This is a genomic window from Paraburkholderia sp. J8-2, from assembly GCF_905220195.1.
In the GTDB taxonomy this organism is placed as follows: domain Bacteria; phylum Pseudomonadota; class Gammaproteobacteria; order Burkholderiales; family Burkholderiaceae; genus Paraburkholderia.
In genome coordinates this window covers 52688-74829 of the sequence record NZ_CAJMZA010000030.1, presented here as the reverse complement: position 1 = coordinate 74829, position 22142 = coordinate 52688, and the positions used below count along the sequence as shown (strand labels likewise).

The following is a 22142-nucleotide window of genomic DNA, read 5'->3' as shown; positions in this document are numbered from 1 at the left end:
GCGGGTTTTTCGAGCAGCTTGACGAGCGTGTGGAGTAGGCGATTGGCAGGCGTAGCGATGCCCGCGATCATACCGCGATCGCACGATCGCGCCGGCGCCGAGTACCGTAAGCCGCATCATGCCTCCCATCGCGCCCGAATGCGCCGATCTCACTGGAACACCCGAGCCCCGGCGTTTATTCCGTGCCGCGTTTGCACCGGGCGCAGCGGCGGTCAGGCGTGCGCGTAGATCGGCTCGAACCCAACGACGTCCTGTTGAGAGGCAGGGGCCGCTAAAAACAGAGCGCTTCGCTTTCAACGCTTGCACGGTTGCCGGGCGCGGCTTCGCGCGCGTCGTGGTGAACCGTCACTGGCGTGGAAAGAATGTAGCCCTCGTTACGCAGTGTCTTGATGTAACGGGCCGCGCGTGCCGTGTCGTTCAACTTCTGCCGCAGCCGGCTCACCAGCAAATCGATCGAGCGGTCGAACGGGTCGGCGTTGCGCCGCTGCGTGAGATTGAGCAACTGGTCGCGTGTCAATACGCGTTGCGCGTGGTCGAGAAACACGCGCAACAAGCGATATTCGGCGCCGCTGAGCGCGACGACCGTGTCGTCGGATTCGAGCAGATGGCGTGCGGTGGTGTCGAGGCGCCAGTCTCCGAAGCCGAGCACCGGCGTGTCGTCCACGGGCTGCAGGTCGGGCGGCAGCATGCGCGTGCGGCGCAGCACCGCACGGATGCGGGCGAGCAGTTCGCGCGCCTGAAACGGCTTGGCCATATAGTCGTCCGCGCCCATTTCGAGCCCGACAATGCGGTCGGTGACATCGCAGCGGGCCGTGAGCATGACGACGGGGAGTGCGCGATGGCGGCTTTCGCGCAATCCGCGGTAGAGCGCGAGACCGTCTTCGCCGGGCAGAATCAGGTCGAGCAGGATGAGGTCGGGTGCATGCCTTCCCAGATACTCATGCATCTCCCTGCCGTTGCACGCGGTCGCGACCTGCATGCCGTTTCGCTGGAGATAACCGGCAACCAGTTCGCGTATGCCGCGGTCGTCGTCAACAAGCAGTATGTGATCGATTTTTTCCATGATCGTCATAAGCGGAGCAGCGGCGCCTATTTACCGCTGCCAGCAGCGTAACCGGATGCAGACGATCGGACCATTCCATTCTGGATTGAGTCGACAGATGACTAAGGATAGTAGGTCATATACCTTGGTATAGGGGTATTTCACCGTAATAAAAAATATAACCGGGTGGACCGCGTTTATGTGCGGCTTACGAAAGATTACATTGCCGACATACACGAGATACATTGCCTGACTTTAATGAGGGACGACTTTCCGGAAACGATCGTCAGCGCGAATAAACAAGCGTTGCCGTGTCGCCGCGTCAATTCGACTATCCCTCATGAACAGGAAGCCAACGATGTCTTCGAATGATTTTTCTCCGATGCGACGCCACCTGCTAGCCGCATCGGCGGCGGCTGGTGCATTTGCGCTCTTTCCCAAGGCAATTTACGCCGACACGCCGAACGCGAAAATCCGTCCATTCAAGGCGAACATTCCTGACGCTGCGCTTGTCGATTTGCGGCGGCGTCTTGCCAATACGCGCTGGCCTGGAAAAGAAACCGTGGCCGACGAATCGCAAGGTGTTCGCCTCGCGCGCATGCAGCAGTTGGTCGAGTACTGGGGCACCGATTATGACTGGCGCAAGGGCGAAGCGAAACTCAATGAATTTCCCATGTTCGTGACGGAAATAGACGGGCTCGATATTCAGTTCATTCATGTGCGCTCGAAACACGAGAATGCGTTGCCGATGATCATGACGCACGGTTGGCCCGGCTCGATTCTCGAACTAACCAAGGCCATCAAACCGCTGACCGATCCCACGGCTTTCGGCGGCAGCGCCGACGACGCTTTCCATGTGGTCGTGCCGTCCTTGCCCGGCTTCGGCTTTTCTGGAAAGCCGACCACGCCGGGTTGGGGCTCCGATCATATTGCGCGGGCCTGGGGTGAGCTGATGGCGCGCCTTGGCTACGCACGTTTCGTTTCCCAGGGAGGCGATTGCGGCTCGGTCGTCTCGCACCGTATGGCCATGCAGCATGTGAGGGGCTTGGTCGGCATCCACGTGAACATGCCGGCAACCGTGCCGCCGGATATTGCGCGGCTGCTTGCGCTGGGCGAGCCCGCACCCGCGAACCTTTCCCCGGACGAGGCACGTGCGTACGAAAAGCTGAATGTGTTCTATCGCGACAACTGCGGTTATTCGGCCATGATGGTGACGCGCCCGCAGACGGTGGGCTACGCGCTCGCCGATTCGCCCGTGGGCCAGGCGGCATGGATGTACGACAAGATTTCCCAATGGACTTATAGCGGCGGTGTTCCCGAACGTTCGCTGACCCGCGACGAGATTCTCGACGATATTTCGCTGTACTGGCTCACCAACAGCGCGACGTCGTCCGCACAGATTTACTGGGAAGATCACTCGAATAACTTCAACGCGGTCGATATCAGCTTGCCAGCGGCGATTACCGTGTTTCCGGGAGAAATTTATCAGGCGCCGCGCAGCTGGGCGGAGCGCAGTTATCACAATCTCGTCTACTTCAACACAGTCGATAAGGGCGGCCACTTCGCGGCCTGGGAAGAACCGCTCCTGTTCGCACAGGAGGTTCGCGCCGGGTTCAGGCCGATGCGCAAGCTCGCGTAAAAACCGCTGTGTCCCGCACGCTCGTCGTTCCTGGCGTGCGGGACGCGAGCGGCGCCGTTTTACCCATCCGTAGGTTTGAAGATATACGTTCATATAATGGCGCCGTACGCCTGAGGTGGCCTATTCTGGCGCTGCCGGGCAGGGCGTACCGCGAAGCCGATGTTGCCAGGCAGCGTGCCAGCTGTCTGTCTAATACGCGCGTTCCCCTGTGGTGCAAAGTGGCCCGGCCGGGTGAGGCCCGGCCAGTACAGGAGAACGAATATGAACGCGCACGCCATCGACCCATCGAATACGCCAAAGGCGTCGCTGCACGCAAGCGCGGTGCGCGCTTCGTCGCCCGGCGGCGCGTGGCGCTCTTTCGAGGCATGGTCGCGGCCTTTATGGGTGTTGCTTGCGGCGGCCTGCGCCTACGCCTCGTACGCAACGCATGCCGTACCGTGGCAGGAGCTTGCGCGCTACGGCTTGCCCATGATGCTGCCCGCCATACTCGTGGCGGCGCTCGTGGCGCTGAAGTTCGCCGAGTTGCAGGTATCCGTTCAGCGCATGGCGGCCATGGTCGAGCGCGGCCTCGGCGAAGATGCTCAAGCGGTCCTGTCCGAAGACGCGGGGCCTGCTGTCATTGCGCGTCTCGCTCGCGCGTTCAATGTGTGCGCGCGCCATCGCGCGCGCCGCCAGGCCGAGTTGCTTCACGTGCTTGCCGCCTATGCGCACGATTTGCGCACGCCGCTTACGCGCATGATCATGCGCGCGGAACTCGTGGAGGAAGCGGCAGTAAGAGGCGCGCTCGCCCGCGATCTTGCGGAGATGACCGAGCTGGTCGAGGGCAGTCTTTCTTGCGCGCGCATGCAATGCAGCGCCCAGGAGCCCATGCGTTCGGTCGATGCGGACAGTTTGCTCGGCGCGCTGATTGCCGACTATCGGGACGCCGGGCGCACCGTTGAACTCGAGGGGCAGGTGGGGCGTCCCGTGGTGACGTGTCCCCATGCGCTGCGCCGCGTGCTTGTGAATCTCATCGACAATGCGCTGCGCTACGGCGTGGATGTCCGCCTGAACGTGAGAGTCGAGGCGCAACGTCTCGTGCTGGCCGTACTCGACTCGGGGCCGGGCATCGCACCCGCCAGTCTGGAAACGGTGTTCGCGGCCTGGTATCGCGCGCCCGAAACGGCGGCTTCGGCGTCGGGCTCGGGGCTCGGGCTCGCGATTGCGCGACGCCTCACGCTCGCCATGCGCGGCGAGCTGGAACTCGAAAACCGGCGTACAGGCGGCCTCGAGGCCCGCCTCACGCTGCCGTTGACAGCAGCGTGAGGCGGGCAAGTCGAATTGCCGGGGCATCGGCGCTGTGTTGCACATGTCTAGGCAGACGCCAGCGTCACGGTAACGATGGTCGTTCCGCACAAGCGCTCGGCGAGATCGACATGAGCGGGACGCACGTTCCACCACCGCGAGCGGCCGGCTCTCGAGCGGTGGCCGAGCACGATGAGGTCGGGGTTGAACGTTTGCGCGTGGCGCGCCACGACATCGGCGATTCGCCCGAATTTGACGAAGCCGTTTGCGGTAATGCCGATATTGGCCAGCCGCGTGACGGCGTCGCTGAGCGTGTTGCGGGCCATTTCCTCGAGGTGAGTATAGGCAACGTCGGTAAGCAGGCCAGCGCAGCTTGCGTTCACGCTTTCGGAATCGACGACGGCGACGACATCGACGAGAGCGGACAAGGCGAGCGAGAGTTGCGAGCAGCGTTGCAGAGCGGCCTGGGCTTCGCTCGTGCCGTCGTACACGAGCAGCATGCGGGAAAAGGAAGACATGGTGTGCCGATAACGTAACGGAGCCGCTGGCGGCGCCTGATTGAACATGAAGGTCGGCCAGCGCAATCGTCCCAAAGGGTGAATTGTCCGGCCGCGCAATCAGAACAGTCCGTTATCGGTGTTTATTCCCGGCGGCGTGCTCGTTCGCGTGACGCCGAGATGTTTGCGGCAACAAGATTATTTCGGAATATTTCGGAATCCAGAGTGGTCGACAAAACGTGCAAGCCGTCAACCCGAAGCATGGCCAGCAGGCGCAACCTGGCCCACGGTTTCGATCCTCTGGCCCTTTGCAATCGCTGTGCCGATTGCGAGCAACTGATCGTCGTCGAGCGACGCAATTAGCGCGTAGCTGAGGTTGGCACGCCGCCATGTCAACACATTCATGCTTTCAACACGCTCGTGCGTCATGCTCGCGTCCGGTTTCTCGTCCTTCATCACGCACAGGGCAACCGGCAAACCCGTTTTGGGTAGATACACGATCTGCACGAGCGGTCTGTTGTGAAAACGCAATCGTTGAATGCGCGTGAATGTAAGCCCCGCTGGGCGCAGGTCCGGCACGCGTATCGGTACGCCGTCGTCGACGTGAATCTGCGCGATCACCTGCGAGACCACTTCCGGCGTAAGCGCGTCGAAGGCAACCGTGTCGCGCGTGTAAAGCTGCTGATAGTTCACCGCCGCGGCAACCCATGGCGAGACGCTCGCGGCCGCGGCGTGCAACGCGCCGGTGCCTGCACCACCGTCGCTGCGCGCCCAGTCTGTTGCATGGCGCAGCACGAGCGCGCAGCTCAGCACGCCCGCGGCGAATGTCACGGCTAAACCCGGCAGCGACAGATGCAGCGCAACGCGAAACGGCCAACGCGAGATAAGCCGCGCAAACCAGGCAGGTTCCGTGGCGCCGCGGCGCGCGGTGTCCGTGCTGCTCGCCGCCTCGGGCATGCCCAAATGCGCGCGGCTGAGCTGCTCGATCTTGAGCGTGAGCCGCTTGGGAACGGGCGGCAGTTTCTGGTGTGCGAAGGCGTGCCGATACCTTAGCGCCGACGCCGTGAATAGCGCCACGCGCTCCGCGATCTCGGGCGACGCGCTAATTGTCTTCTCCACATCTTCGCGCTCACGCGGCGTGAGTTCACCGTCGACATAAGCCATGAGCAGGATGTCATCCATAGTCATGCCCCAATTTCCTTGCTGTTCTCCGCGCTTGGCGCGCGCTTTTCTTTTTTCTGATCGTTGAACAGGGCGCCGATCGCCTGACGTGCCCGCGAAAGGCGGCTCATGATCGTGCCGATCGGTACGTCCAGCACCTCGGCGGCTTCGCCGTAGCTTAACCCTTCCACCGCGACAAGCAGCATGACAATGCGCTGCGCCTCGGGTAATCGCTCAACGGCGCGGATGATCTGTCCATTCATGACCTGTTCTTCCGGCGTTCTCGCGGAAGGATCGGGAACAGTTTCGAGAAACCCGTCATCCCATTCCATGCCCGAACGGTTGCGCACATTGCGGGCGCGCAGTTCGTTGAGCCACGTGGACTGAACGATGGAGAACATCCAGCTGAGCGGCGCGGTTCCGGGCTCGAGCTGATGCGCGCGTTCGAGCGCGCGCACGCATGCCCGCTGCACGAGGTCTTCGGCATCATGCTGATCGCCCGAAATGCGTAGCGCGAACGCCCACAATCGCGGAAGCATGGAAGGCAGGAGCGCCGACAATTCGGCGACAGTCATCGTCTCGGTAGCTTTCATTTTTCGACGATAGGGTTAAGCGGCAAAACCGTCGCCTTGACGAGAACACCCGGCGGGCGATTGAAATTCCATACGCGCAGATATCGCCGGCCGCCTTCATCTTCTTGACGGGCCGGGCGCCTCGCGGGCAGGAGACAAAACGAATTACAACCGGAGAAGGTATCTGCCATATTTCCGGCCGGCTGCTGATTGAAAGTGTTTGTATCAATGCCGGAAGCCATACACATTGCGACACAAAACGTCGTGCTGATCGGCGCATGCATCGTGGAATGCAGCGCGCTTTACAGGTGTTCTTGTTGGGGAAGCGATTGCGTTCAACGTTTCACTCCCTTTTCAAAAACACGGAATTCACATGCGAAATCAGCAAGCGGATAGCGAAAACACCATGAAACAGGAGCCCGCTTGGGTGCGGGCGCTTGGCGGTACGGAACACTTGTTCTGGCTGCTCGACCGCAATCGGGCGATTCATTTCGCGCTCGTCGCGGAAATCGACCGCGTGTTCGAGCCCAGCGCGTGGCATGCGGCATTGCTTGCGATCCAGCAGCGGCATCCGTTGCTCTCCACGCGTATCGTCGCCGGCCGTGACGGCGCCCCTGCGTTTCATCGCGATCCCGACGCGCGAATTCCCCTGCGCGTAGTGGAAAATGCGAGGGCTTCGTGGCAAGTCGAGGCGGCGAGCGAAATGAACGCACCGTTCGACTGGTCAACTGCACCGCTTGTGCGTGCAACCTTGCTGCAAGGTGAACGCGGCTCGACGGTCATTCTCGCCGCGCATCACTCGGTGCTCGATGGCATGGGCGGCGCCTATGTGATGGAGGATCTGTTGTGCGCGCTCGCGGGCGGCTCGCTCATGAGTCTGCCCCTCGTGCAGCCGCTGGAAAGCCTGTTGAGAGCGCAAATGGCCACGGCCACCGTGCCCGGCGCGATGGCGCCGGCGCCCGAGCCCAAGGTGTTCCGCGCGGCTTCGGGCGCGCGTGCCGAGGTCGCCGCGCTTGCGCTCAGCGCGCCGCTCACGCGGGCCGTTGTGGAGCGATCGCGCATGGAGCGCACGACAGTGCACGGCGCGCTCGCGGCAGCGGTCAATGAAGCGGGGCGGCGCTTGTCGCAGGCGTGGCGCGAGCGTTCGGTGCGTACCGTTTCGCCGATCGACGTGCGCCGAACCGTGGGCGGCATGGGCCAGGCCAACGGCGTGTACATCACGCAGATCGTGACGGTCGACGATCGTCCGCAAGGCGCACCGTTCTGGGACGCGGCACGCGAGGTCAAGGCCCTGCTCGCACCCGCGCAAACGCACGCATCGGTCGTACAGGAAACGAAAGCGCTGGATGCATTCATGTCGTCGAATCCCTCCGTTGAAGACACCGCGGGTTTTCTTTCGCACATGCTGGCGTTCGACGTGCTGCTTTCGAACCTGGGCCGCGAGCCGGTCGCTTCGGCCTACGAAGGTTTTGCGCTGAAGGCGCTATGGGGGCCGATCGTGAGTTCGGGCTTCAAGGACGATCAGGTCGTGGGCGTCTGCACGCAAGGGGGGGTGTTGCGTCTCACGCAGGCGAGCTACACGGCCATGCCAGGACTGCTCGATGAAGTGTGCGTCGTGCTGAGCGAGGCCGTTGTTGCCTAGTGTTGCGGCCGAGGTGAAACCTGAAGTGCGCCGGCATGGCCGGCGCACTCGCTTACGGTGAAACCGGGAGCGTCGGGGTAGTGCTTATCACGGTGCTGCGTACAGCGTCAGTTTGGTTGCGACCTGCTGAACGCCCGGCACTTTCGCTGCGACGTCCTGAGCAACCTGGTCCTGCGATTCGTCGAGAATCGTGCCCGCCAGGATGACCTTGCCTGTGCGCGTATTGGCGAACACGGCGATGTCCGTGTCGTTCAGGTCGTGGTCCTTGTACAGGGCTTCGCGGACCTTTTTCGCCAATGCGTGATTGGCGGCGCGGTCGGCACGCATTTGCGCGCGGATCTGCTGCTTGGTCAGTGCGGGCGTGTCGCCGGTCGTGGCGGTTTGCGCGAGAGCGGCGGAGGAGAGCAGCGCGGCGAGTGCGGCCGTAAGTGCCTTGGAGCGAAGCGTCATGGAATCACCTGTTGACGTTGAGTATGAACGAGGGGTTGTCGAAGCGGGTCTTGCCCGGTGGGAAGCATAGACCGCTGGCCGTCCTGGCTCTATCAGACGTTAGGTGGTTCGTCCTATACGAATGTCAACGGCGCACTATACCTTGGGATGCTCCGGCGATCCGCGACGATTTACGCTGCGCTACCGGCTGCCACGGCGACGGCGGCGGCGAGATCCCTGGCCCTGACGGGCTTGATGAGGAATGCGCTCGCGCCATTGTCCAGCGCCAGGCTCTGGAGTTCGGGCATGGGGTAGGCCGTGACGAAAATCGTGGGTATGCGTATGCCCGCGCCAATCAGGCGCAAAAACATGTCGACGCCGGTCATGCCGGGCATCTGGACATCCGAAATGATGCAGCGCGGGTGCCGCTCGCCCACGGCGGCCAGCAGATCCATGCCGGACTCGAATGTCACGACGTCGTAATCGAGCGAGCGTAGCAAGCTGGAAAGGCCGGAACGGACCGAAGGGTCGTCGTCAACCACCCAGATGACTTGTGGCGTACACAATGAATATCTCCCGTGGCGTGCTGGAGGCGGTATGGCTGTGATCCGTCGCGTGTACGCGGCATAAGCTTACCGGAGCCCCCAAGCCGCCGAAATCATACGGAGGTATAGATAGGGTTTGCCGCAATCCGTAGGTAAGATGCAAGGGGGAAATGAGGGTTCACCCACCGCACGCCCCTCGCCGAGCACACAACGCTTACCAATCATTGCGCAATCGCGCGCCTCGCGCGCGGCATTCCCTTTGGGTTGACGCCTGAAATCAGCAACCGGTGGAGTTTGGCATGTACCAAATCGAGAGCGATCGTGGCAAGCGCGCGTCCGTGGAGGCGAGCCGGGCTTGCACGGAGCACGCTGCATCGAAAGTCTTTGTCGTCGACGATGACGAAAAGCTTCGGGAAGGACTCAAGAGCCTGCTCGAATCGGTGGGGTTTCATGTCGAGACCTTCCCGGCCACAGCGCAATTTTGCGAGCGCGTGCAGGCCGATATTCCGAGTTGCCTGATACTCGATGTGCGGTTAAAAGGCGAGAGCGGTCTCGAGTTTCAGGCATGGGCGGCGGAAAATGAAATCGTCATGCCGATTATTTTCATGAGCGGATATGGCGATATTGAAATGTCGGTTCGCGCCATGAAAGGCGGCGCCATCAATTTCCTGACCAAGCCGTTTCGCGAGCAGGACATGATCGAGTCCGTGACCGAGGCGTTGCAGCGCGACGCGGCGCGTTTGATGAGGCTGAGCCAGTCGAGCACGCTCAGAGAGCGGTTTTCCACCTTGACGCCGCGAGAGCGCGATATCGCCGTGCTCGTTGCCGCGGGGTATATGAACAAGGCGGCGGCGAGCAAACTCGCACTCAGCGAGATGACCGTGAAGATTTACCGCGCGAGAGCGATGAAGAAGCTTGCCGCGCGCACGACGGCGGACCTGGTGCGAAAAATCCGGACGCTGCAGATCGGAGGCGACGCCGGGTCGATAGCCGATCCGCGTACCCACGATTGATGAACGATTCGCCGGAGATAACGTGCATGGTTGCAGGGGAACGGTAATGGAGAAAGACGCGGTTCGTATTGCGCCAGGGGGGGAGGGTGCGGTTGTCTACGTGATCGACGACGACGAGTCGATTTGCGCGGCGCTTTCGAGCCTGCTGCGCTCGTCCGGCTTCGCCACGCGCACGTTCACGCGCATCGACGAATTCCTGCTGGCGCCGAAAGAAGACGTGCCGGGCTGTTTGCTGCTGGACGTGCGCCTGCGCGGCGAGAGCGGCCTGACCTTTCAGCAGAGCGCGCACCGCTATGAAGTGGACATGCCCATTATCTTCATGACGGCGCACGGCGACATTGAAATGTCGGTGCGGGCCATGAAGGCGGGCGCGATCGACTTTCTTACGAAACCTGTGCGCGAGCAGCGCGTGATCGATGCCGTAACGACCGCCATCGCGAGCCATGCCGCGTGGCGCGAACGCGCCCGCTCGGAGGCGGCGCTACGCGCGCGCTACGACCAGTTGACCGCGCGCGAGCGCGAAGTCGTGTCGTACGTGGTGGAAGGCTTTCTGAACAAGCAGATTGCGGGCGAATTGAAGCTGAGCGAGATCACGATCAAGATTCATCGCAGTTCCGCCATGCGCAAGCTCGAAGCGCAGTCGGTCGCCGATCTCGTGAGGAAGATGGAGGTCATTAGCGCAGCCGGGCACGCGCGCAATTAATGGCGCACCGGCACGACATGGATGGGGAGAGGCATGGCAGCTAGAGCGGGTCGGCACTCGATGGCAGAGATCCCGGGCTGGGAGGCGACAGGCGCCGCGGAAATTCACGGGCGCATTACCTGCGCGCAACGGCTTCATCGCGACGACGACCTGGTGCTATACCGCGTGAGCACCGAGGCGTGCGAACAGCCGCTCATCGTGAAAGCGCCGTTCGAGGCACGCGCTTCGCGTGAACTCCTCGCATCGTTCGAGAAAGAATACAGCCTGCGCGAATCGATCGACGCGCAATGGGGCATTCGTCCGCGCGAGTTGTTTCGTTCGGGCGGCCAGTTTCTGCTCACGCTGCACAATTGCGAGGGTGCATCGCTCAGCGGCGACATGGCGCATGGCCGCTCGCTGCGGCGCTTTCTTGCGCTCGCGGTGTCGCTCGCCTCGGCGCTCAAGGACATGCACTCGCATGGACTCGTTCATCACAACCTGAGCCCCGCCAACCTGTTCGTGGATCGCGAGCAGCGCGTGTGGATCACGGGCTTCGGCAGCGCTTGCGGTATCGAGGGCAGCTACGCGGGCGGCGGCGAGATCGGTATCGTGCCCATGAGCCAGCTTCCGTATCTCGCGCCCGAGCGCACCAGCGCCGCGAGCCAGCGTAACGATCCGCGCAGCGACCTGTATGCGCTGGGCGTGCTGCTTTACCAACTGCTCTCCGGGCAGTTGCCCTTTGACGCGCGCGAGCGCGAGGAATGGGTCTATTCGCATCTCGTGAGTACGCCGCGGCCGCTCGGCAATCTCGTTCCTGAAATCCGTCCCGAGATCGAATTCATCATCAACAAGCTGCTGGCGAAAGCCGCCGACGACCGCTATCAGAGTGCGGCGGGCGTCGAGGCCGACCTGCAGCTTTGCTTCGATGAAATGACATACGGCGCACAGATATCGCCCGCACTGCTCGGCCGGGGCGACCGTCAATCGCAGGCCGTGTTTCCCATGCGTACGTACGGGCGGCAGCGCGAACTCGAACAGCTGCACGGCGCGCTGGAACGCGTGCGCCAGACCGGCGACGCCATGGCGGTGATCGTCGAGGGCGAGCCCGGCGTCGGCAAGACGTTTTTCATCGAGGAATTCAAACGCAATATCGGGTCGGCCGGCGTGCATTTCACGCTCGGAAAATTCGATCAGTACAACGACAATGTGCCGTATGCGGCGTTTGTCCAGGTGCTGCGCGGGCTCGTGCGCCCGCTGCTCAGAAAGACCGGCCCGGAAATCGCGCTATGGAAGGGTCGCTTCGAGGAAGCCGTGGGCAAGGGCGGCCAACTGATCGTCAATCTGGTGCCGGAAATCGGCGCGATGGTGGGGCCGCAGCCCGCAATCGAAACCCTGCCGCCGCAGGAAGCGACCAACCGTTTTCTGCTGGTCGTCAAGCGCTTTCTCATGCTGTTTTCGGACAAGCAGCGGCCGCTCGTGCTCTTTCTGGACGATGTGCAATGGCTCGATTCCGGCACGCTGGAAATCATCGATGGCCTCGCAACGGACGCCGAACTGAAGCACCTGCTGCTCGTGCTCGCGCACCGCAGCATCGATCTGGGCCGCTCGCGGGTGGCGAGCGAACGGCTCAACGGCATTCTGTTCGGCAGGAAGGTGACCGAAAAGATCGGCCTGTTGCCGCTCACGCTCGCGGACATCGTGACGATGATTGCCGAAACGCTGGTCGAGCCGCCCGAGGCCGTCGCGCCGCTCGCTTCGGTGATCTTCGAAAGGACGGGCGGCAATCCGTTCTTCACGATCGAATTCCTGCGCGAGCTGATACAGGACCGGCTCATCGTGCCGGACGCGTACAGCGTGGGCTGGACGTGGGACATCGACAAGATTCGCGACAAGGGTTACACCGACAATGTGGTCGACCTGCTCACGCTGCGTCTCACGCGCCTGAACGATGAAACGAAGCATGTTCTGGCGGTTTTCGCGTGCGTGGGGGGAACGGCGCGCGTGGGGGCGCTCTCCCGCGTGCTCGGCACCGATAGCCGCCGCGTCCTGGCGACGATGCGCGAAGCGGAGACGGCGGGCCTCGTGTCGCGCAAGGGGGAAGCCTACCGCTTCGCGCACGACCGCGTGCAGGAAGCCTCGTACGCGATGCTCGGCGAAACGGCACGCGAACTCGCGCACGCGCAGATCGGCACCAACCTGCTCTTTGCCATGCCGACGGCCCCGAGCACGGCCGAAGTGTTCGAGGTGGTCGGCCACCTGAACCGCGCGCAGCGCATTCTTTCGCAAGCCGACCGCACGCGACTTGCGGAGCTTGATGTGCTGGCGGGCAACGCGGCGAAAGCGGCGGCTGCATGGAGTTCCGCGCGCGAGTATTTCGCCCAGGCGGAAAAGCTTATCGAGCAGTACGGCGTGAGCGAGGCGCGTATCGACGTATTCCGGCTGCTGCTCGACATGGCGGAATGCGAGTACCTCACCGGCGGTTTCAGCCAGGCGCTGGAAACGGCGCGCAAGGCGTGTGATTGCGCGGGCGGTCTGCTCAAGCGCGCTAGCGCGCTGCGCATGGAAATCCGCATTCACCAGGCGTCCGGCGACTATCGTCTGGCGGTCGAAACGACGCTCAGCGCGCTTTCGTTGCTGAATGTCGAGGTGCAGGGCGAAGCCATTGACGATGCGCTAGTCGCGCAAAAGCTCGCGGCGTTGCGCGAATTGTGCCCGCCGCACCGGGTCGCGGCGCTGCTCACGCGCGGCTGCCTCGACGACCCCATGCACGAGGCCGTGATCGGCCTCATCATCGACGCGATTCCGAGTGCGTATATCGGCGTACAAAAGCTGTTCCCGATTCTCGTGCTCAAGGCAGCCGAGTTGTGCCTCGCGCATGGCAACACGCGGCTGGCAGGCTATGTCTACGCCATCTACGCGCTGCTGCTGGTCGGCACCACGCGCGACTTCGATCTTGCGTTGCGCTTTTCCGAGCTTGCGCTTGCCGTGAACGAGCGTTATGGCGAACCGCGTTTGAGTGGCACGCTGCTGCATTTGCACGGCGACCATATCCTGATCTGGCGGCGGCCGTTTCGCGCGGCCATTCCGGTGCTGGGCCGTGCGATGAGCCAGTGCGTCGAAGCGGGCGACTTCATCTACGCGGGCTATATCGCGTTCGAGAGTATCTGGCAGGCCTATGAGCGCGGCGAGCACCTCAATGAGGTGACTAACCTGTGCCGCGAGAATCTGCGCTTTGCGAACGAACTGCGCAACAAGACCATCAGCGTCACGATCGAACTCGAATTGATGTTCCTGTTGCGCTTGCAGGGCGTCGATGCGGCAGACCTGGGCATTGCCTCCACGCACGAAGCACTCGTCTCGTTCGTGCGTGAGAGCCAGTTCGGCTGCGGCATCGCCTATGCGGCGATCATGGAAATGAAGCTGGACTTTCTGCACAGCCGCTTCGCTGCCACGATTGCGCGCGCAAGAGAGATCGAGCCACTGCTCGGCGCGGTGATGGCCATGCCGATCGAGGTGACGTACTACTTTTTGCGGGCGCTTGCGCTCGTGCGCGTGATCGACGAATTGCCGCAGGAAGCCGGGCAGGAAGCCGCGCACGAATTGATGGAGCGCGAACTGATCGGCGCCATCGAGCGGCTTGAATCATGGGCACATAGCGCACCGGAGAACTTCGGCAGCCGCTGCGCGCTCGTCACGGCCGAATATGCGCGGCTCGTGGGCGATTATGCGCAGGCCGAGCAGGAATACGAGCGCGCGATCGAACTGGCGCGTGAGAATGGGCAGCCGCACTATGAGGCCATGGCGCGCGAATGCTCGGCGCACTTCTACCAGCAACGCGGTTTAGTTTCGGTGTCCCAGGCGTGTTTGCGCTCGGCTCGCGACGCCTATGCGCGCTGGGGCGCCGACGCCAAGGTGCGCAGTCTCGAGCAGGCCTTTCACCATCTTCGTGACGGTGCGCCTGCCGCGCGCAGTTCCGGCGCTCACGCGGCGCCACAGGGCACGGTCGATGTCGCCGCGATGGTCCAGTTGTCCCAGGCCGTTTCAAGCGAGATCGACCTCGACAAGCTGGTGCAGGCGTTCATGCAGATTGCCGTGCGCCACAGCGGCGCGCAGCGTGCGCTGCTCATTCTCTGGTCGGGCGAGAGCTTTCGCATTGTGGCCCAGGCCGGTTCCAGGGCAAACGGCATTACCGTGGAAGCGAGCGACATGGGCCTGTGCGAGTCGGTGGTCCCGCTTACCGTGATTCGCCATGTCATGCGGGTTCACGAGAACGTCGTCATCGACGACGGCGCGGAGCCGAACGACTTCCGCGACGACCGTTACCTGAGCGAGGGCCGCTGCCGTTCGCTGCTCTGCCTGCCCTTGTTGCGCCACGCGGGGCTGGTTGGCGTGCTGTATATGGAAAACAGCGTCACGCCGTATGTGTTCGATGTCGCGCGCATCAACCTCATGAACATGCTGGCCGCCCAGGCCGCCATTTCCATCGAGAACGCGCGGCTCTATTCCGCGCTCAAGCGCGAGAACGTGGAGCGCCGTCAAACCGAAGCGCGGCTGCGGCGCAGCGAGGCGTTCCTCGAAGAGGGCCAGCGCATCAGCAAGACAGGTACCTGGATCTGGAACACGACCACGGGCCAATTGCTGTGGTCGCGTGAGAATTACGAGCTGTGGGGCGTGGAATTCACGTGCGAGCGGCCGACCATCGAAATGTGCCTCGAGCGTGTGCTGGAGGCGGACCGCCTGCGTTTCAAGGAAGTCTTCGTCAACGCAATTTGCGAAGACGGCATGCATAGCCACGAATTCTCGACACGGCAAAGCGACGGCAGCGTGCGCCGCCTGCAGGTGATTTTCCGGCCGTGGTCGAGCGACGAGAGCGGTGCGCGCGAATATATCGGCGCGACGATCGATGTCACGGACCGGCGCGCCTTCGAAGACGCGTTGCGGCGCGGCGAGATGTATCTCTCCGAAGCCCAGCGCCTCAGCAATATCGGCAGCATTGGCTGGAATGTCGAATCTCGCGACTTGACGTGCTCCGCGCAAACCTACCGGATCCTCGAAATGGACGAACCCTCGCGGCCGCATATGGATCTCATGCTGGAACGCATTCATCCCGACGACGTCGATCAGGTGAGGCGCGCGCTGTGCGAGGGGGAGGCAGGCGCGTCGATCATCGAGGCCGAGTATCGCGTGCGCGTGGAAACGGGCGCGGTGAAGTACCTGCGCATGGTGGCGAGACCAATCGCTTCGGCGAGCCGTGCCGTGGAATACGTCGGCGCCCTTGCCGACATGACCGAAATTCACCAGGCGCAAAACGCGCTGTTGCGCGCGCAGGCGGAACTCACGCACGTCACGCGCGTGTCGACGCTGGGCGAATTGACGGCATCGCTTGCGCACGACCTCAAGCAGCCGCTCATGGCGATCATCACGCATGGCGAGGCGGGCATGCGCTGGCTGGACCGCGCGGTGCCTTCGGTTGCCGAAGCGCGCAACAATCTCGCGCGTATCGTGAGCGACGCGGACCGCGCGAGTGAAGTGATCAACCGCCTGCGCGCGCTCGCGCGCAAGGAGCGCCCGAATCGCGCCGCGATCGATTTGACGCAAACCGTCAGCGAAGTCGTTGCACTCGTTCGGCAGGAAATGGAAAAGAACAACATTCGCCTGCGTGTCGTGTCGGAAGACGGTTTGCCCAAGGTGGCCGCCGACAAGATCCAGATCCAGCAGGTGGTCATGAACCTGATCTTCAATGGCATGCATTCGATCCTGAAGTGTCCGGGCAGTACGCGGGTGCTGAAAATCTCGGCCGAATTCGCTGGCGCGGAGTCCGTGCGCGTGTGTGTGTGCGATTCGGGCACGGGTATCGATGCCGATATCGTCGAGCGGCTATTCGAGCCGTTCTTCACGACGAAGTCGGACGGCATGGGGCTTGGCCTGTCCATTTGCCGCTCGATCATCGAGGAACATCGCGGTTCGATCTGGGCGTTCAATAATCAGGACGCGGGCGCGACGTTCTGCTTCGAGCTTCGCGCGGCAGGAAGCGGCGCCGAAGGCACTGTCGCGGCACGCGCGAACGGAACGACCGCATGAGCCATTACGCGCCCATTCTCGACCAACTCGCCGATTACGATGTCACGCAACTGGTCGCGGGGCCGCCGGCGCTCTATCGCGGCGTGAACAAGGAAGGCGCGCACGTGCTGTTCATGGTGACGGAGGACGGCCCGAAAGAGCACGAGCGGTGCGCGCGGTTAGAGCACGCTTATGCGTTGCGCGCGCGCCTCGCGGCGCCGTGGGCTGCACGGCCCTATGCGCTATTGCGGGAAAACGGCTTCGTTGCGCTCGCGCTGCGCGACCCCGGCGGCACGCTCTTGCGCGCGCGCTGGCGTTCGCCGCAAAAGCTCGAGCGCTTTCTGCGCGCCGCAATGGCGATTGCCACCGCCGTGGAATCGCTGCATGAAACCGGGCTGGTCCATTGCGACCTGAATCCCGATTGTATTCTGCTCGATAACGCCGACGAATCGGCGTGCCTCCTTGGCTTTGGTCACGCGATGATGGCCGATCGTTCGGACCGCGAAACCAATCTTCATCGTGCCAGCAGCGGGGCGATCGAATACATGGCGCCCGAACTTTGCGGCCGGATGGAGCGCATGCTGGACTGTCGCGCCGACCTCTATTCGCTGGGCTGCCTGTTCTACGAAATGCTCACCGGCGTGCTGCCGTTCACGGGCGTCGACAGAATGGCGCTCGCGCATGCGCAGCTCGCCAAGCAACCCATGCGTCCTTCCGCTTACGCGCCTGGATTGCCGCGCCAGGTCGAAGCGGTCGTCATGAAACTGCTCGCCAAGAATCCCAACGACCGCTATCAGTCAGCGGCCGGGCTGCTGGCCGACTTGATGCGCTGCCTGAACGCCGGGCCGGAGCGCAACGCCGCCGTGTTTCCGCTGGACTTGCACGCAAGCGTTGCGATCAGCCGGCACGCCGGGGCGCTATACGGCCGCCGTGGCCAGATGGATGCGCTCGACGCAACCTTGCGCCGCGTGAGCACGAGCGGCGCGGTCGAGCTGGTCTTCGTCGCCGGCTATTCGGGTAGCGGAAAGTCCGCGCTGGTCGATCAATGGGCAAGCGCAATCGGCACGACATCGATCTCGTATGCGCGAGGCGTGTGCGAACAGCTCGATTCGACCCAACCCTATGGGGCGCTGGCCCGCGCGCTCGAGCGGCTCATCCGCCCGATTCTCGGTCAGGAGGACGCGAGCTTCACCGCGACGCGCAATCGCCTCACGGCGTGCATGGGCGCTCGCGCGGAAATTCTCTATGGCCTTTTGCCCGACCTGAAACTGATACTGGGCGCTCTGTCGAGCGACGACGAAACGCAATTCAATGTCGACAGAGCGGTTTATTTGCGCACGATTGCCGATCTGCTCAAAAGCGTGTTGCAGCCCGAGCGCCCGCTCGTGCTGTTTTTCGATGACATGCAGTGGGTCGATGAAGGCACGCTGACGGTCCTCGACTATCTGACCCGCGACAGCGACCTCTCGCATGTCATGCTCATCGCAGCGTTTCGCAGCAACGAAGTGACGCCGGGGCATGCGCTCGAGCGGCTCATTGCCGAGACCAAAGACCGGCATCAGGTCATTGCAGTCGAGCCGCTTGACCGCGGCGACATGGCGCGCCTCGTTGGCGACACGCTGGGCTGCAAGCTCGACGCGTCGCTGCCGGTGATCGACATCATTCGGGAAAAGACGGGTGGCAATCCGTTTTTCACGATTCAGCTGGCTGCGGAACTCGCGAGCGAAGGGCTGATTGAATTCGAGGAAAAGGGCGCGTTGCGCCTGCGCGACGTCGATCGCATTCGCGCCAAGCTGTATTCGGACAACGTAGCGGACCTCATGCTGCTGCGCTTCGCACGGCTGGGCGAGGCCGCGCGTGACGCGTTGCAGGTCTTTGCCTGTCTGGGAGCCGCTGCGAAGATCGCCGATCTCGCGGCGGCGGCAAGCCTCACGAAGCAAGCGCTGGAGGCAAGCCTGCGCGAGGCCATCAACGCTTCGCTCATCGACCGCGATGCGGACAGGCTGCGCTTTACGCACGACCGCATTCGCGAGGCCGCCTACGCTTCGATGCGCGAAAGCGAACAAGCGGCCCTGCACCTCGAGATCGGGCGCAGGCTCGCCACGCGTTTGCGCGAGGACGAGCCGAGCGACGAACTTTTCGTCGTCGCGAATCAGATCAATCGTGGGGCTTCGCATGTCGTTTCGCCCGAGGAGCGCAAGCGCTTTGCCTACCTCAATCTGCTCGCGGGGGAACGTGCGAAGGCGGCGACCGCGTACACGTCGGCGCTGGTCTATTTCGAAACGGCGGCGGCGCTGATCGACGAAAGCACCGACGAAGACACGGCACAATGGACGGAATTTCACCGGGCTGACGTGGAGTGCCTGATCGGCACGCTCGCGCCCGCCGAGGCGCGGCTCGCGGCGCTCGGCCGCAAGCCGGTGAGCATGGCGCTGCGGGCGGAATTGACGCGCTTGACGGCGAGCCTGCAAACCGCACAGAACCGGCAAATTCAGGCGCTGACCACGGGGCTCGACTTTCTGGCCCGGCTCGGTGTCAACATCGAAGAGCGCCCGTCGGACAGTGAAGTCGATCGCCTTTATCGGCAGTTGCGCAGCGAGTTGGGCGACAGGTCGATTGCCCAGCTTGGCGATAACGCGTGGGTCGAAGACCCGGTGTGGCGCTGCGCGCTCGATGTGCTCGCCGATCTCATTCCGCCCGCGCTCTTTTTCAATGCCAATCTGCTCGACGTGATTCTGCTGAACCTGACCTTGCTGAGTTTGCGGCACGGTCTTTCCGATTCCGCGGCGTATGGTTTCGTTTGCCTGAATCTCGTGTTCGCCGAGCGCTATGGGGACTACAGGACGGGCTATGAGTTTGCGCAACTGGCCGTCGACGTGGTCGATCGTTGCAAGCGCTCGCGCTACAAGGCGCGCATCTACATGCGCTTTGGCAGTCTCGTGATTCCGTGGAGCCGGCCGGCCCAGGACGCCATGCCGTATATCGAGCAAGCGAAGAAGGTGGCGAAAGCGGACGGCGATCTGGTATTCGACGTGTCGGGCGCGCGTAATGTCGTGAGCGTGCTGCTTCTCGCCGGCCGGCCGCTGGACGAAGTTCTCGCGGAGGCGAAAAACGGTCTGAACGTCGCGAGGTTGTCGCGTTTCTTTCTGTATTCCGGCGTTTTCCGCGCGCAGATCCAGCTTGTCGAACAACTGGGCGACGCGGGGCGGCGCGACACGGCGGATCATGCCGGCGACGAGGAATATCAGCGGGACATCGACGCGGTGCGCGCGAACAACACGAGCGTTGGCTTTGCCTACTGGACGTGCATGCTGCAGGCGAGCTTCATTTCCGGCGATTTCGAAGCGGCGCTCGAGGCAGAGGTGGCGGCGAGGCGATCGATCGGCGCGTCGAGAATGTTCCTCGAATTGATCGAATATCGCTTCTTTGGCGCGCTCACGCGCGCGAAGCTGTGCGAAATGGCAGCGACGCAGCACGAACGGGCCGCACACCGTGAAGCCCTCGACGCGCATTGCGCGGCGCTGAGCGCATGGGCGCACGTCGGTCCCGCGAATCTCACGGGCCGGGCCGCGCTCGTCGATGCCGAGATCGCGCGGCTCGACGGCCGCGCCCGCGACGCGGAGCACCTCTACAACAAGGCGATTCGTCACGCCCACGAACGACGGATTCTGCATGTCGAGGCGCTGGCGTGCGAACTCGCGGCAGGATTTCATCGCCAGCAAGGGCGCGGCACGATTGCCGACGCCTACTTGCGCGATGCTTCGCATGCCTATGCATGGTGGGGCGCGAACGCCAAGGTGCGCGCCATGACGGAGCGAGGCCTGAAAACGGAGCCGTCGGCCGCTGCGCCGATGCCGCCATTCGACTACCCGTCGCAACAGCTCGATATTGCTGCGATCATCAAGGCTTCGAGCGCGCTGTCCAGCGAAATCGTGCTGAGCCGTCTGATCGAAACGCTCGCGCTCGTGACGCTCGAGCACGCAGGCGCCCAGCGTTGCGTGCTCGCGCTGAACCACGAGGGCGGCTTGCAGATTCATGCGGAGGCCGTGACGCGCGCCGAACTCGCCGAAGTCAATGTCGTGCGGCGCGAGATTTCGAGCGAGGACTTGCCGCTTACGCTGGTTCGCACGGCGATCCGCACGGGGCAGCCGCTCGCGCTCGGCAGCGCCGCGACAGAGGGCGGCTATACGCGCGATGACTATGTGCGAAGGACCCAGGCGAAGTCGGTGCTCTGCCTGCCGCTGCTCAAACAAGGCGGTCTGGTGGGCGTGATCTTTCTGGAGAACCGGCTTAGCGAAAGCGCATTTACCGAGGACAAGATCGCCGTGCTTTCCGTGCTCGGCGCACAGGCCGCCATCGCACTCGAAAACGCGCGCCTCTATCAGGATCTCGTGGAGCAGAATCAGCGCATCGCGCATACGGAGGAAGCGTTGCGCAACGCCATGGCCGAGCTTGCGCGCGTGACGCGCCTCACGACCATGGGCCAACTGGTGGCATCCATTGCGCACGAAATCAGTCAGCCTGTGAGCGCGATTCATTCATCGGCCTCGGCGGCCGTGCACTGGCTCGAGCGCGAACCGCCCGCACTCGAGGAGGCGCGCAAGATGTTGACGCTCGTGGCGGGCGAGAGCCTGCGTGCATCGAGCATCATTCACGGCATACGTGAATTGGCGAAGAACGCGCCGCCCACGCTAACCGTGTTCGATTTGAGGCGCGCGGTCGCCGAAGCGCTGCTGCTTGCGGGCGCGGAAGTCGAGAATCACCAGGTCGAAGTCGATAACGCCATCGCGCCGGAGTTCTTCGTGAAGGGCGATCGCGTGCAGGTTCAGCAGGTCGCGCTCAATCTCATTGTCAACGCCGTGGAGGCGATGGCCGGCGTCGATTCGCGCGCCCGCGTACTCGAACTTTCCAGTCGCCATGTGGGCGGCGGCCGGGCGGAAATCACCGTGGCCGACTCGGGGCCTGGGCTGCAAGCCTGCGTTGAGGGGTCGCTGTTCGAGCCGTTCGTGACGACCAAGGCAACGGGCATGGGTTTGGGCTTGTCGATCTGCCGTTCGATTATCGAGCGGCATGGCGGCACGCTGGAGTTCGAGCCCAACACGCCGCATGGCGCGCGTTTCGTTTTCTCGCTCGCCGCCGCGTTTGAAGCGGCGGGGGGAAACGCGGCGCTCGAGCGCTAGCCGGCCCGATTCACCGCCTGCTTGACGTGCATGGCCAGCGCCTGTGCGCTGACCGGTTTGGTGAGGAACGCGCGAACGCCGATCGACATGGCCCGCGCCTCGGCTTCGGCAGTCGGATACGCCGTGATGAGCACGAACGGCGCATCGACGCCCATGTCGATCATGCCCTCGAACATTTGCAGGCCGGACATGCCGGGCATCTGGAGATCGGAGACGACGCACGCAGTGCGATTGTGCGCAAGCCATCGCAGGAGGTCATTCCCCGATTCGAAGGTTTCGACTTCATAGCCGAGCGAACGAAGCAAGCTGGCAAGTGCAAGCCGAACTGACTGATCGTCGTCGACCACACAGACGTGATGAGCGGCGGACACGCATGATCTCCTGAGCAACAACGGC

At 63.1% G+C, this 22142-nt stretch carries 16 protein-coding genes; 7 read left to right on the top strand and 9 right to left on the bottom strand.

Going from position 1 to position 22142, the window contains the following annotated elements:
* Window positions 1–271 precede the first annotated feature (271 nt).
* Window positions 272–1063 carry a response regulator gene (locus U5A52_RS35645; RefSeq protein ID WP_321938679.1) on the bottom strand — a complete coding sequence of 264 codons (792 nt, stop codon included), beginning with the start codon at window positions 1061–1063 and terminating at the stop codon, window positions 272–274.
* A gap of 337 nt (window positions 1064–1400) precedes the next feature.
* Here U5A52_RS35645 and U5A52_RS35640 point away from each other — a divergent pair, with 337 nt between their 5' ends.
* Both U5A52_RS35640 and U5A52_RS35635 read left to right on the top strand, forming a co-directional pair.
* Window positions 1401–2681: an epoxide hydrolase gene (locus U5A52_RS35640; protein ID WP_321938677.1), complete on the top strand. Its 1281-nt coding sequence runs from the start codon at window positions 1401–1403 to the stop codon at window positions 2679–2681.
* Window positions 2682–2942: 261 nt separating this feature from the next.
* Window positions 2943–3986, top strand: a complete 1044-nt coding sequence (locus U5A52_RS35635) for a sensor histidine kinase (RefSeq protein ID WP_321938675.1) — start codon at window positions 2943–2945, stop codon at window positions 3984–3986.
* 47 nt (window positions 3987–4033) lie between these two features.
* Here the strand turns inward: U5A52_RS35635 and U5A52_RS35630 are convergent, their stop codons facing one another.
* From U5A52_RS35630 to U5A52_RS35615, 4 genes are all read right to left on the bottom strand, one after another.
* Complete coding sequence (locus tag U5A52_RS35630; RefSeq protein ID WP_321916183.1) at window positions 4034–4483, bottom strand: universal stress protein; 450 nt, start codon at window positions 4481–4483, stop codon at window positions 4034–4036.
* A 228-nt stretch (window positions 4484–4711) separates the two neighbouring features.
* On the bottom strand, window positions 4712–5650 hold the full coding sequence (locus tag U5A52_RS35625; RefSeq protein WP_321938673.1) for an anti-sigma factor: 939 nt from the start codon (window positions 5648–5650) through the stop codon (window positions 4712–4714).
* Window positions 5647–6198 carry an RNA polymerase sigma factor gene (locus U5A52_RS35620; RefSeq protein ID WP_321916185.1) on the bottom strand — a complete coding sequence of 184 codons (552 nt, stop codon included), beginning with the start codon at window positions 6196–6198 and terminating at the stop codon, window positions 5647–5649. The genes U5A52_RS35625 and U5A52_RS35620 overlap by 4 nt, the downstream gene beginning before the upstream one ends.
* A 14-nt stretch (window positions 6199–6212) precedes the next feature.
* Complete coding sequence (locus U5A52_RS35615; RefSeq protein ID WP_321938671.1) at window positions 6213–6437, bottom strand: hypothetical protein; 225 nt, start codon at window positions 6435–6437, stop codon at window positions 6213–6215.
* Window positions 6438–6601: 164 nt separating this feature from the next.
* Here U5A52_RS35615 and U5A52_RS35610 point away from each other — a divergent pair, with 164 nt between their 5' ends.
* Window positions 6602–7837: a condensation domain-containing protein gene (locus tag U5A52_RS35610; RefSeq protein ID WP_321938669.1), complete on the top strand. Its 1236-nt coding sequence runs from the start codon at window positions 6602–6604 to the stop codon at window positions 7835–7837.
* An 87-nt stretch (window positions 7838–7924) separates the two neighbouring features.
* On the opposite strand, the gene U5A52_RS35605 is transcribed toward U5A52_RS35610, so the two are convergent.
* From U5A52_RS35605 to U5A52_RS35595, 3 genes are all read right to left on the bottom strand, one after another.
* A complete protein-coding gene (locus tag U5A52_RS35605; protein ID WP_321938667.1) occupies window positions 7925–8287 on the bottom strand; it encodes a BON domain-containing protein in 363 nt (120 codons plus the stop codon).
* A 170-nt stretch (window positions 8288–8457) separates the two neighbouring features.
* Window positions 8458–8832 (bottom strand): response regulator transcription factor, encoded by a 375-nt coding sequence (locus tag U5A52_RS35600; protein ID WP_321916188.1) that lies wholly within the window; start codon window positions 8830–8832, stop codon window positions 8458–8460.
* Between the two features lie 200 nt (window positions 8833–9032).
* Window positions 9033–9263 (bottom strand): hypothetical protein, encoded by a 231-nt coding sequence (locus U5A52_RS35595; protein ID WP_321938699.1) that lies wholly within the window; start codon window positions 9261–9263, stop codon window positions 9033–9035.
* Between U5A52_RS35595 and U5A52_RS35590 the strand changes: the two genes are divergently transcribed.
* From U5A52_RS35590 to U5A52_RS35575, 4 genes are read left to right on the top strand one after another with little or no spacing between them, the layout of a single operon-like run.
* Window positions 9252–9824, top strand: a complete 573-nt coding sequence (locus tag U5A52_RS35590; RefSeq protein WP_415774103.1) for a response regulator transcription factor — start codon at window positions 9252–9254, stop codon at window positions 9822–9824. The genes U5A52_RS35595 and U5A52_RS35590 overlap by 12 nt on opposite strands.
* A gap of 46 nt (window positions 9825–9870) precedes the next feature.
* The gene (locus tag U5A52_RS35585) at window positions 9871–10527 is read left to right on the top strand and encodes a response regulator transcription factor (RefSeq protein ID WP_321916189.1); all 657 of its coding nucleotides are present in this window, start codon (window positions 9871–9873) and stop codon (window positions 10525–10527) included.
* Between the two features lie 33 nt (window positions 10528–10560).
* Window positions 10561–16587 carry an AAA family ATPase gene (locus tag U5A52_RS35580; RefSeq protein WP_321938665.1) on the top strand — a complete coding sequence of 2009 codons (6027 nt, stop codon included), beginning with the start codon at window positions 10561–10563 and terminating at the stop codon, window positions 16585–16587.
* Window positions 16584–21746 carry an AAA family ATPase gene (locus tag U5A52_RS35575; protein WP_321938664.1) on the top strand — a complete coding sequence of 1721 codons (5163 nt, stop codon included), beginning with the start codon at window positions 16584–16586 and terminating at the stop codon, window positions 21744–21746. The genes U5A52_RS35580 and U5A52_RS35575 overlap by 4 nt, the downstream gene beginning before the upstream one ends.
* Here the strand turns inward: U5A52_RS35575 and U5A52_RS35570 are convergent.
* Entirely contained in the window at window positions 21743–22117 is a 375-nt protein-coding gene (locus U5A52_RS35570; protein ID WP_321938662.1) for a response regulator, read from the bottom strand. The two genes, U5A52_RS35575 and U5A52_RS35570, sit on opposite strands and share 4 nt — an antisense overlap.
* Window positions 22118–22142: the final 25 nt, after the last annotated feature.